Raw genomic sequence first — 10,662 nt, 5'->3', positions numbered from 1 at the left:
CGGCGACTCACGGAAGACGCTAGGCTCCGACTGGCCCCTCAGGAGACGCGAGGCCGATTGAGCCAAAGAATCGATCCTGGCGTCCAACCGGTCATCATAGTCAGAGGCGTTTGCGGATCGCAGCCATGAGACTCCCCCGCCTCTCCATTTTCCTTGTTGCGAACCGTCTCGGAGCCCTTCAAGGTCGCAAAGTCCCCAAGATCCGCCGAATCATCCAAAGCGGGGTTTCCCTCCAAGGCCGCTGAATCCGCACCGGCCGAGCCTTCGGGGTTCAAAACGTCCTCGAGGGCAAGGGGCGCGAAGGAGGATCTGAGCGCGCCCGCCACAGAAACGTAGACGCCGTCGATCTCCCGCCTCGCGGCCTGCCAATCGACCGTGTACATCTGCCCCTCCGCGTTGCCCTGCCACCCTGCCTTCACATCCGGGGTCAACCGCGCGGGAAACCGCGCTACGAGCCGCATCCAGTCTTCGGGCGCGTGAATCGATGCTATCCGCGAACCGTCGCCCTCTGCGAGAACCCCGCGGTCCAATCGGGCGACGTCGCAGTCTCCGGCGTCGTCCCCGAACCACTGCTCCGTGCACGTGCGCCCGTCGACGACGCTGTCCTCCCACATCTCCCGGTCGAATCGACTTGCGGAAAGATCGCGGTAGCTATGAAGCACCGGCCACTCCATCTCGGAGGAGGGAAACCACGCGGCCCCGCAGATCGTCGGCGCCCGCGAACCCCATTCTGCAGCGCCGCTCGTTGCCGCAAGACCCGCCGAGCCTGCAGGGACTCCTCCGGGCCGTTCGACGCGGACGGTCGACGAGGCCGGAACCTCCTCATGCCAGGTGTAGGAGGCAGGGTCGAAATTTTCGCTCCACCATTCGAGGCCCGGCAGGCCGATCAAACGCTCGGCGATCCGGTCGAGCTGGGTGCGCAGGCCTTCGCCGCACAGGTCGTCGATCGGGATCTCTTCTTCGTACGAGCCGAAGGCGTAGCCGACCGTCGCGTCAGACAAAGCCATTTCGACGATTCGCGGGAGCTCTATTTCGTCGCCCGCCTCGAGCGCGCGCTCACACCAGGCGACGACGCCCGCGACGTAGCGCTCGACGCTCTCTCGCCGATCGGCTGCGGGACGGACGTGGCTTTCGGAAGAGCCGCCGTCGTTGGGACGGCCTTCCAAAGGGCCGCTGTCTTTCGGAGGGCCGCCGCCTTCGTGAAGCTCCCCGCCGTCATGTTTGTCGCCGTCGCATTTTTCACCGCTGGCCACAGACATGCTACGGGGAACGACGTTTCCTTTCGTGCAAGCAATAATCCATGAGCTCGGCACAGCCGCGCCGTTGGGAACGACGTCGCCGAGCAGCTTCAAATCGTCGGAGGCAAGGCCCCGCGTTCCGGCGCGCAATTACAAACTCCGTGGCTGCTTGCGTCGAAACAGGCGGCTTTTCGGCTCTTGAAATACGAGGCGCATTTGCGAGGGCAAGGACGCACAGCGTGGGCTTTAACATCATGCTGCCGTTTGAGCAAAAAAGCAACGGCTTTTTGACGCAGGGCGCGAAATTTTCGGCATTTGCACCGCGCAAAGGCGCTCTCATCGAAAACAGCGAAATTTTCGTCATCTTTCCGGGCGGATTTGGGACGCTGGATGAATTTTTTGAAATTTTAGTGCTGGTGCAGACGGGCTTTAAACGCGCACGGATCTATCTTTACGACGAGGAATTCTACGCGCCTTTGATGGAGTTTTTCCGCACTTCACTGCTAAAATCTGGTGCGATAAACGAAAGCGATCTGCAAAATTTTAAGCTCTGCGACAGCGTGGATGAAATTTTAACGGACGTGCGAACGGGAGAGAACGAATGAAAATTTTAGTCGCGATGAGCGGCGGCGTGGACAGCTCGATGTGCGCGAAGCTGCTGCAGGACGCGGGCCACGAGGTGCAGGGCTGCTATATGAAGCTACACGCAAAGCCAGGCTATCACGAAGCAAACATCGCTAAAGTTTGCAAAGTAGGCGAGTTTTTGGGTATAAAAATCCACATTTTGGATCTGCAGGATGATTTTAATCGCGATGTTTACGAGCCCTTCGTGCAGGCTTATATAGGCGGTCTTACGCCAAATCCATGCGCGCTGTGTAACCGCCGCATAAAGCTCGGCAAGCTTTTAGAATTCGCGCGCGAGCAGGGCTTTGAGCGCCTAGCTACGGGGCATTACGTCCGCATCGAGGACGGGCTTTTAAAAGCTGCGACCGATCTTAGCAAAGATCAGAGCTATTTTTTAGCAAACATCGATCCCGCCGCGCTTAAGTTTATGCTCTTTCCGCTTGGGGGGATGTATAAAAAGGACGTCAAAGAGGCCGCGCGCGCCTATGAGGAGCTTTCGCAGATCGCTTCTGCGAGCGAAAGCAGCGAGATTTGCTTTGTGGACACCACCTACATCGACGTTTTGAACCGTCATACGGGCACCAAAATGCCCGGCATCGTGCGCGACCGTACGGGCAACGCTATCGGCACTCACGAGGGCTATATGCACTACACGATCGGCAAGCGCCGCGGTTTTACGGTGCACGGCGCGCATGAGCCGCACTTCGTGCTAAGCATCGACCCGCGCAAAAACGAGATCGTCGTGGGCGGCAAGGACGAGCTGGCGACCTACGAGTTCGACACCGAAAATTTTAACGCCTTTTTAAGCAGAGATGAAATTTTAAATATGCCTGGTCTCGGCGTTAAGATCCGCTACCGCAGCGCCAAACTCCCCGTTAAAATTTCGCCTCGCAAAGACGGTGGGGTACATGCCGTGCTGTCCGCGCCCGCAGCGGGCATAGCTCCGGCACAGCTCGCGGTTTTTTACGACGAGCGCGACCGCGTAGTAGCAAGCGGATTTATAAAATAAAGTTTCTCGCATCCTATGCTCGCTTTTAGCGCCGCTTGGGGCTCGTCTGCTCGCAAAATAGCGCTTTGATCGCGCCGTTTGATCTGCACTTGCTCTGCTAAATTTCATATCGAAGTAAGATATTTACGCTTTTGAATCCAAGCCGCTAAATTTTATCTTGCGAGCTCGGCGAGCAAGTTTTATGCGCGTAGCTTTACGATTAAGCCTTTTAAATTTGCGCTCTGCCGCTGTGTTGCCTGCACTGCTAGCGAAATTTTACGGAAACCGCGGCGCTAAAATAAAATTTACGGCGACGCCTTATCCAAGCGCGCCGTGACGCAAAAATCGCGACCGATACAAAATATTTCACGCGTCGTCGCGACGGCGCGAAACGAAATTTGCGCGCTCCCTCTAAAGGAATTTGCGATTAAATTCTAAACCTACGCTAGAGCCCACGACGACGTTTAAATTTTATAAATTTATGCCGAAATAAAATCAAATTTTAAAATTTAGCAGCGCTTTCTACGCCCAAAGCGCGCTTAAACCGCCCTAAAATTCCACCCGCGTCTTTATCTCAAAAAGCAGCTCGCCGTCCACCGCTTCAAGCCCGCCGTTCTTTATCATCTCGCGAATTTTACTCGTGCCAAGGCTGCTTTTTTGAAGCAAAATTTCAACCAAGTCTAGATCCCTGATCTCATAAATGCACCGATCTATCAGCTGCGAAGAGCCCAGATCGTCGAAGTAGAAAAATCGCCCGCCGTTTGAATAGACCCAGCCGTATAGCCCGCCGTGCACGCCGCCGACCCTGCGCCACTCGTACGGCAGCTCGAGCGCGAAAAGTCCACTTTTGCGAGCGACCAGCCTGCGAGTGCTGCGACCGCCGCCCCAAACATCCGCGCGCTCCAAAAAATATATCCGCTCGCCGCTTTGAAATACGCTGCCGCTAAGCGCTCGAACCTCGCCCGCAAAGGGGTTGTCTGCCGCGCGCTTTTGCTTTCCGTCGTTCTCGTCAAAATAATAGATGCCGCCTGGAGAGGCAAAAAGTAGATGGTTTGAGTGCGCAAGCTGCCTATTTAGCGGAGTATAGGGCGCGGTAGCGGGGTCAAATTTCAGATCGTTCGCAAAAACATCGCCGCTTTTCGCATCCCACAAAAAATAGCTCAACCGCTGCCTCAAAAGTTCGTAATGACCGCCGTTATCGCGCGCGTCAAGGCGTAGATTTTTAAAATACACGTTCGCGCCGTCTGCGGCGTAAACGCCGCTAGCCCTTCCGTCAGAGCCTTTTATAGCCTGCAAGTTCGCAGCATCGGCGCCCGGCAAAATCTCTCCTTTATAAAACGCGCGAGAGCCCTGCGCAGCGTAATATACGCCCGCGATTTGGCGCAGATCCGTAGCGTCCATTCGTTTAAATTTATAGAGGTAGCTTTGCGGCTTAGGCGCATCCCAAAAAATATGCGCCAAGGTTTGATAAGTGAGCTTAAGAGTTCCCAGCGCGTCGTTTGGCACCGCCTCGCCGTCGCAAAAGTAGCTAACTTGCCCATCGCTTACGTATCCAAACGCCACGGCTTTCGTGCGCGCGGGCTCCAGCTCGCTCATCGCGATATTTCCGCAATATACGGCGTTTTTATCCGCCGCGACGTTGGAGCGGTAGCCGGAGCCAAAATCCAAAACCCGAAAGCTCGCCGCATCCGCGTCCGGTATCGTAAAATAGCCCGCACCCACCACGAGGGCGTAAATTTCGCCATCTTTTTTATAAAAATCGCTGTATTTGATCTGCTCATCATCCCGCGGCGAGTAGTCGTCTGCGGAATTTATAACCGCCGCCAGAATAAGCGCGCTAAAAGCCGCGAATACAAATGTCGCGCCAAGCGCGATCTTGCGCCAAAGCGGCATGCCTCGAGGCGCGTCTCGTATAGTCTTGCGATCTGCTTCTGCCTCGCGTGCCCTAGCTTTGCGTTTCTTTTGCGCGCGCTCGTCCTTTAGCTCTTGCGTAAAATCCTCATACATCTTTTGCCTCAAATTTAATCTCGCCGCAGATTGCGCGGCACTTGAAATTGTACAAAAGCGCGACTAAATTTATGAAATTTAACGCTACGGACAAATTCTGATTCAACTCTTTGCGGCGCTAATTTATTTTGCGAATACCACAAAATCTCTGGCAAATTTTAATTCAAATCGCTTCGTAGCCGCACAGAATCGGCGCCGTAACGCTTGCAAACACAAAATCCTCATCGCCCGTATTTTTCATACCGTGGCACTCTCCGCTTTTGGAAATGATTAGATCGCCCGCACAGATCGGCACCTCCTCGCCCTTGCTCGGATAAAACACGCCGCGTCCGCTTAAGCAGATCCACACGTCATCTCCGTCTGGGTGAATATGCGGCGCTACGACCTGGCCGCGTTTGACGATCCAAACCGCGCCGCAAGTGACCTCCGTAGTAAAAAATGTCGTTTTTACGGCTCGCTCGTCGCTACAAATAGCATCTTTTATATGAAAAATTCTTTGCATTTTCGCTCCTTTAAGTTCACCGCATCCGGCGCGGTTTCGGCGGAATTTTAGCATTCTTTTCGTGCAGCGAAAGTGAAATTTCAAGCGCCAAACTCGCAACGTAACCTTAAATAAAAATTTTAAATTCACATTTTACTGTGCGATTTTTTTGGAGGATTGAAGATCGCATCTAAAAGTAAGAAGACGCATAAGCAGGGTATTTGCGGATAGAATTTCGGCTTTAATTTAAGACGAAATTTTAAAAATTCTTATAAATTTAAAGCCGGCCTACGAGATAAATTTATTAAATTTGATATGAGCTTTGCTTGCGCGCTTTTACCACCCAGCTTAAAGCCAAATCGTAGCTTTTATCAAAAACCTCGCGTGGCGCAGACTTTACGGCAAGCGCCAAGTCGGTTTATAAAGCTAAATCGGCTTATAAATAGATGCTACTACCTCCGGCTTGTTTTAGCAGATACGCATTTTTGCACCTCGAATTTTTGCACATTTTACGATAATGTTTTTATAGCGCGTAACATACTGATCACGAGCCGAGCGGGAGTTCAAAGAGATAGCGTTAGAATTTTGCGCTATCTCTTAAATTTCAAAACTATTTTATCTTGCTTGGATCCAGCGCAATCTCGTCGTTTTTGATTACGCCGATACCCTTATTTAGCACGTTTTGCGCGATCTGTTTAGCTTCAGCTAGCGAGTGCATCGCGAAGGTGCCGCACTGAAATTTATTCAGCTCGGGGATATCCTTTTGAGAGCCCACGCCCAAAATATCCTTCATGCTCGCGCTCCACGCCGCCGCGACGGCGCTCTCGCTGGGCGCGCCGATCACGCTCATATAAAAGCCCGTGCGGCACCCCATCGGCGAAATATCGATGATCTCGACGTCTGCGCTATTTAGGTGCTCGCGCATGAAGCCAGCGAAAAGATGCTCCAGCGTGTGGGTACCGCGCTCGCTCATGATCTCTAAATTCGGACGGCAAAACCGCAGATCATAGACGCTGATCTTATCGCCGCTTTTGGTGCGCATGCTCTTTGCGAGCCGCACGCCTGGGGCATTCATGCGGGTATGATCGACCTTAAAACTATCTAACAATGGCATATTTTCTCCTTAAATTTAGATCACGGCGATTTTAACATAAAATTCCGCACTTTCAGGCGCACAGACGAAATTTTAGTTACAATTACGTTTATTTTAAGGAGAATTAATGCCCTACATAAACGTCAAAATCACCAAAGAGCGCGGCGGCTTAAGTCGTGAACAAAAAGCAAGGCTCGTAAAAGACCTAACCGATGCCCTGGTAGCCGTGCTGGGCAGGGGCGAGAAAACTACGGTCGTTACGATAGACGAAATATCCACTGACAACTATGCGATCGGCGGGCGGCTAGTAAGCGAAATCAGAAAGCGGCAGAGCTAAGCTTGAGCGCCAGACTAAATTTGAAAAGCAAAATTTTAGAATTTTAAAATTTTCAAGCGAAATTCTACGCGGCAGGCTCCGCTTTTAAGGGAATAAAATTTGCGATAATCCCCGCTTGCAAGATGAAATTTTACGCTAAATTCCATGCTGTAAAATTCAAAAAACCAACCGAGCGAAAATTTTAAAGCGGGTCTAATAGTGAAATTCTTTGAAAAATAGACAAGATAGAATTTATGCAAGTTTTAAAAATTTTACCAGATAAATTTTAAGCCTTGCAGGTTTAAAATTTCGCAAAATATAAATAGACGATATTCTTAGCGAACTAGCGTTCCCAAATTAGCTTTTTGCCGAAAGTTAGGGTATTATCGGTCATTTTCATCCAATCGATTCTGATTGTAAAAAAATCGGTCTCCATCGCGCGCGCAAACGGGAAGCGCTTAAGATATAGCGAGGTTTCGCGCTCATCCGCGCTACGGATATGGCCGCAAATCTGCACGCCTTTGATCCTACCTACAAATTTCGTATCCAGTGCGACTGTAGCCGCAACTCCGCGGTTGGCAAAGACTGCTTTGATATGCTCGGAGTCGTTCGCGCTTGCGATGATGAGCTCCTTATTTTGCGGATCGTAGGCATAAAATGCACTGCAGCAATATGGCAGATTATTGCGCAAAACTCCGAGAGATAGAAGTTTCATCCTGCCTAAAAACTCGTCGAATTTATCCTGAGCGGCACACATTTTAAGCCTCCTTTTTGCTAGATTATACAATGATTTTCTTTTATTAGCTATAATCGCGAGCCAAAATTAGGAGAATTTTTATGGAAAATTATAAAAAAGTAAAAGAGATGTTTTTGATGCAGCAAGCCCTAAACGACGAAACAAATGGCGTGGGCTGGGAGGACGGCTATACAAAAAACGGCAAACTTATCAACTGGAAGCGCTGCATTTACATGGAATGTGCAGAGCTCATCGATAGCTTTGCGTGGAAGCATTGGAAAAATATCTCTGCAGCGCCGGACGTGAATAATATCGTTATCGAGATCGTTGATATTTGGCACTTCGTAATGAGCTATATTTTAGAGCAATATTACGGCGGCAAAGACATCGACCACATCGTAAGCGACGTCACGGCAGTAAGCGGATTTGCGGAGTTTAGCTCCTACGCCTACGATGTGCGCGAATACAGCATCTACGAAATCGTAAACGACATCGAGCTCATAATCCACGAAACGAGCGGCTTTGAGCTGCAAATCGGCGAGCTGCTGACCGATTTTTTTCGCGTGGCGATTAAATGTGGCGTGAGCTTAGACATTCTTTTTGCCAAATATATCGGTAAAAACGTGCTAAATAAATTCCGCCAAGACCACGGTTATAAAGAGGGTAGCTACCGCAAAATCTGGGGAGACCTTGAAGATAACGAGGTGCTAATCGAGGTGCTATCAAAAGGCACAGTAAGCGCAAACGAAATTTACGAGCAATTGCAAAAGATCTACGACGCGACGAGGTGAAGTCTGGATTTGCGCGCGAGATTTATCTTTAAGATTTTAAAATTCCATCTATAAAATTTCGGCATGCGAATTTTAAAAAAGGGCTTTGATTTGAAATTCTGCAATTTTGAGCCTGAAATTTTACGTAATGCTTTGCTTGCATACAAGTAGCAAAATTCCGCGCAGCAAGCAAATAAATATTCGCAACAGGTAAAAACATAGCTAGATCTGGCCTCTTTTTTACGCACGATAAACAAGCAGATTAAACGCGGGCGGGTAATCAAAGCATAAATTTCGTATTATAATGCAAGATGAGCCGGTTAAAAAAAGCGAATGAGCCAAGCGAGCGGATCAATGAGGCGCGGTGCGGCAGTTAAAATAAACTAAGCTCAAATTCCATCGCAAAAGTCGCTAAAATAACGCAAATAGGAGCATACATGGGTAGAATTTTTAATTTAGCAGAGCAGGATTTTTTTACGCGCAAGTTTATTTTGCTCTCGCTACTACCGCTTGTGTGCTCGCTCATAATCTTAGGCACGCTCGCGTTTTTCGGCGGTAAAGAGCTTTTTGACGCGCTTTCGCAGGGCGCGCAAAGCGGCGATTTTAGCTTCTTGGACGAGCAGCGCTTCCCAATAATTGCAAAAATTCTAAGTTTTGCTGCTACGAAGTGGATTATCGGCGCGATTTTTTCGGTGTTTGCCAGCTTTGCGGTACTGATGCTTAGCGTGTTTTGTGCGCTTATCATCGCGGCCTTTTTGACGCCCGCAGTCACTAAAGAGATCAACGCCCGCCACTACCACCTAATCCGCGCGGATGAAGCGAGCACGGCGCGAGTACTGAAGCTGATGAGCCTTGAAATTTTAAAATTTTTAGCGATTTTATTTATCTGTTCGGTGCTTTTGTTCGTACCGGTAATAAATTTATTCATAATCAACGTGCCGTTTTTTTATATCTATTACAAGCTGGTTCTAATCGACGTCGCTTCAAATGCGTTAAGCGCGAAAAGCTTCGAGCGCTCTTATAAAATGGGTGGCGGATATAAATTTGCCCTAAGCGCTTTTATTTTTTATCTGCTGTGTTTAATCCCGCTGGTAGGATTATTTTTCCAGCTATTTTTCATCATCTTTTTGACGCACGTAGTGCTGATAGACGAAAGCGCCCGCAATAAAAATCGCTAAAGATTAACTAAAATCAATGAAAAATTTTGAAATTTTGTGATGGAACTTATATTTTCTCATTATTTCTTTGTAAAAAGCATATTTTTTTCAAACATTATCACTTTCTGCTAAAATATCATGTTTTATGTAATTATATTTTGGAGTAAGTTTTAGTTTTTCATTTAATTCACAAATTTTAAAAATAAAGTTTATCTCATTATGAAGCATTTTATAAGTACTAAGTTTATTTTCAATATTATAATTTAGAGAACTCTCTTTAAAATCTTTTTCCTTTAATTCCACATATTCTGCAAAAACTTCATTGTGTTTGCTTAGAAAATCATCTGTTGCATAATAAAGCGAAACAATTTTGTAATTTCTTTTTTTAAAAAGTGACATTAAAATCTCTTCCAATTTATTTAATTTAAGCCTAAAGGCTATAACAAAAGAAAGATAAAATCATATTATTAAAAATATTATAATAATGATAATAATTAAATAAGGCATAACAAAGACATTATTTGATATTATAATTATTTTAATACAAAATTAGCAAAAAAGCAAAAAAAGTATTGCTTTTTGAAAAATATTTGTTATAATGTGCTTGACAAGTGTTGCAAGATATTATATTGCAACATTTTTTAATGAAAAAAATATTTTTTAAATTTTTATTTATGAATTTTATAAAAGCCTCTATTAGAGAACTGAGACATGTAGTTTGGCCAACAAAAGAAGACACAACAAAGTATTTTTTAATTGTTGTAATAACTTTGCTACTTTTCGGGATTTATTTATTTATTTTCTCAACTATATTTTCAGAAGGTTTACTTTATTTGAAAAATTTTGTTTCTTAATTATTATCTTTTTAGATTATGTCAAAAAAAGCAGAATGGTATGTTATCCAAGTTATTTCTTGAACAGAAGAAAATGTTAAAAGATCACTTTTTCAAAGAAGAGAAAGTTTAGCAATGGAAGACTACATAATTGATGTTTATGTTCCTACTCATGATGTAGTTTCTGTCAGATCTGGATGACAAAAAGTAAAAAAACAAAGAAATTTACTTCCAGGTTACATACTTGTAAATATGGTTGTTACAAACGAAAGTTGGTATATAGTCAGAAACACTCCAAATGTAACTTGATTTTTATGAGCTTGAAATATCCCAGTTCCTGTTTCTTGAGCTGAACTTGAACAACTAAAATGAAAAGTTCAAGAAAAATCAGAAACATTTGAAACAAAATATAAAATATG

At 46.8% G+C, this 10,662-nt stretch carries 12 protein-coding genes and 1 pseudogene; 7 read left to right on the top strand and 6 right to left on the bottom strand.

The window, feature by feature from the left end; all coding sequences use genetic code 11:
- Positions 1–38: 38 nt before the first annotated feature.
- Complete coding sequence (locus tag Q0174_RS01975) at positions 39–1,388, bottom strand: hypothetical protein (protein ID WP_298041351.1); 1,350 nt, start codon at positions 1,386–1,388, stop codon at positions 39–41.
- Here Q0174_RS01975 and Q0174_RS01970 point away from each other — a divergent pair.
- Entirely contained in the window at positions 1,301–1,843 is a 543-nt protein-coding gene (locus Q0174_RS01970; RefSeq protein WP_298041349.1) for an LOG family protein, read from the top strand. The genes Q0174_RS01975 and Q0174_RS01970 overlap by 88 nt on opposite strands.
- A complete protein-coding gene (gene mnmA / locus Q0174_RS01965; protein WP_298041348.1) occupies positions 1,840–2,871 on the top strand; it encodes a tRNA 2-thiouridine(34) synthase MnmA in 1,032 nt (343 codons plus the stop codon). Before Q0174_RS01970 ends, mnmA begins: the two co-directional genes overlap by 4 nt.
- A gap of 528 nt (positions 2,872–3,399) precedes the next feature.
- Here the strand turns inward: mnmA and Q0174_RS01960 are convergent.
- From Q0174_RS01960 to luxS, 3 genes are all read right to left on the bottom strand, one after another.
- Positions 3,400–4,857 (bottom strand): DKNYY domain-containing protein, encoded by a 1,458-nt coding sequence (locus Q0174_RS01960; protein WP_298041347.1) that lies wholly within the window; start codon positions 4,855–4,857, stop codon positions 3,400–3,402.
- 163 nt (positions 4,858–5,020) lie between these two features.
- On the bottom strand, positions 5,021–5,359 hold the full coding sequence (locus tag Q0174_RS01955) for a cupin domain-containing protein (protein ID WP_298041346.1): 339 nt from the start codon (positions 5,357–5,359) through the stop codon (positions 5,021–5,023).
- Between the two features lie 589 nt (positions 5,360–5,948).
- Positions 5,949–6,452, bottom strand: a complete 504-nt coding sequence (gene luxS / locus Q0174_RS01950; RefSeq protein WP_297962536.1) for an S-ribosylhomocysteine lyase — start codon at positions 6,450–6,452, stop codon at positions 5,949–5,951.
- A 106-nt stretch (positions 6,453–6,558) separates the two neighbouring features.
- Between luxS and Q0174_RS01945 the strand changes: the two genes are divergently transcribed.
- Positions 6,559–6,768: a 4-oxalocrotonate tautomerase family protein gene (locus tag Q0174_RS01945; RefSeq protein ID WP_298041344.1), complete on the top strand. Its 210-nt coding sequence runs from the start codon at positions 6,559–6,561 to the stop codon at positions 6,766–6,768.
- Between the two features lie 322 nt (positions 6,769–7,090).
- On the opposite strand, the gene Q0174_RS01940 is transcribed toward Q0174_RS01945, so the two are convergent.
- Entirely contained in the window at positions 7,091–7,504 is a 414-nt protein-coding gene (locus Q0174_RS01940) for a hypothetical protein (RefSeq protein WP_005869910.1), read from the bottom strand.
- An 80-nt stretch (positions 7,505–7,584) separates the two neighbouring features.
- Here Q0174_RS01940 and Q0174_RS01935 point away from each other — a divergent pair, with 80 nt between their 5' ends.
- The gene (locus Q0174_RS01935) at positions 7,585–8,274 is read left to right on the top strand and encodes a dUTP diphosphatase (protein ID WP_298041342.1); all 690 of its coding nucleotides are present in this window, start codon (positions 7,585–7,587) and stop codon (positions 8,272–8,274) included.
- 416 nt (positions 8,275–8,690) lie between these two features.
- The gene (locus Q0174_RS01930) at positions 8,691–9,431 is read left to right on the top strand and encodes an EI24 domain-containing protein (RefSeq protein ID WP_298041340.1); all 741 of its coding nucleotides are present in this window, start codon (positions 8,691–8,693) and stop codon (positions 9,429–9,431) included.
- A gap of 87 nt (positions 9,432–9,518) precedes the next feature.
- Here Q0174_RS01930 and Q0174_RS01925 read toward each other — a convergent pair whose 3' ends face one another.
- Entirely contained in the window at positions 9,519–9,824 is a 306-nt protein-coding gene (locus tag Q0174_RS01925; protein ID WP_298041338.1) for a hypothetical protein, read from the bottom strand.
- 230 nt (positions 9,825–10,054) lie between these two features.
- Here Q0174_RS01925 and secE point away from each other — a divergent pair, with 230 nt between their 5' ends.
- Together secE and Q0174_RS10950 are read left to right on the top strand one after the other, a co-directional pair.
- Complete coding sequence (secE, locus tag Q0174_RS10955) at positions 10,055–10,264, top strand: preprotein translocase subunit SecE (protein ID WP_366112449.1); 210 nt, start codon at positions 10,055–10,057, stop codon at positions 10,262–10,264.
- Positions 10,265–10,465: 201 nt separating this feature from the next.
- Positions 10,466–10,552 (top strand): annotated as a pseudogene (locus Q0174_RS10950) (transcription termination/antitermination NusG family protein); the annotation flags it as partial.
- Positions 10,553–10,662 lie beyond the last annotated feature (110 nt).

Origin of the sequence: uncultured Campylobacter sp., assembly GCF_937996225.1 — a bacterium.
GTDB lineage: Bacteria > Campylobacterota > Campylobacteria > Campylobacterales > Campylobacteraceae > Campylobacter_B.
The sequence above is the reverse complement of the archived record's forward strand: the minus strand, read 5'-3'. Positions and strand labels throughout refer to the sequence as shown.

Bases quoted from the DNA above. Each gene is read 5' to 3' on its own strand.
- Q0174_RS01970 (WP_298041349.1), top strand. From the start codon at position 1,301: ATGAGCTCGGCACAGCCGCGCCGTTGGGAACGACGTCGCCGAGCAGCT.
- mnmA (WP_298041348.1), top strand. From the start codon at position 1,840: ATGAAAATTTTAGTCGCGATGAGCGGCGGCGTGGACAGCTCGATGTGC.
- Q0174_RS01960 (WP_298041347.1), bottom strand. From the start codon at position 4,857: ATGTATGAGGATTTTACGCAAGAGCTAAAGGACGAGCGCGCGCAAAAG.
- Q0174_RS01955 (WP_298041346.1), bottom strand. From the start codon at position 5,359: ATGCAAAGAATTTTTCATATAAAAGATGCTATTTGTAGCGACGAGCGA.
- luxS (WP_297962536.1), bottom strand. From the start codon at position 6,452: ATGCCATTGTTAGATAGTTTTAAGGTCGATCATACCCGCATGAATGCC.
- Q0174_RS01945 (WP_298041344.1), top strand. From the start codon at position 6,559: ATGCCCTACATAAACGTCAAAATCACCAAAGAGCGCGGCGGCTTAAGT.
- Q0174_RS01940 (WP_005869910.1), bottom strand. From the start codon at position 7,504: ATGTGTGCCGCTCAGGATAAATTCGACGAGTTTTTAGGCAGGATGAAA.
- Q0174_RS01935 (WP_298041342.1), top strand. From the start codon at position 7,585: ATGGAAAATTATAAAAAAGTAAAAGAGATGTTTTTGATGCAGCAAGCC.
- Q0174_RS01930 (WP_298041340.1), top strand. From the start codon at position 8,691: ATGGGTAGAATTTTTAATTTAGCAGAGCAGGATTTTTTTACGCGCAAG.
- secE (WP_366112449.1), top strand. From the start codon at position 10,055: ATGAAAAAAATATTTTTTAAATTTTTATTTATGAATTTTATAAAAGCC.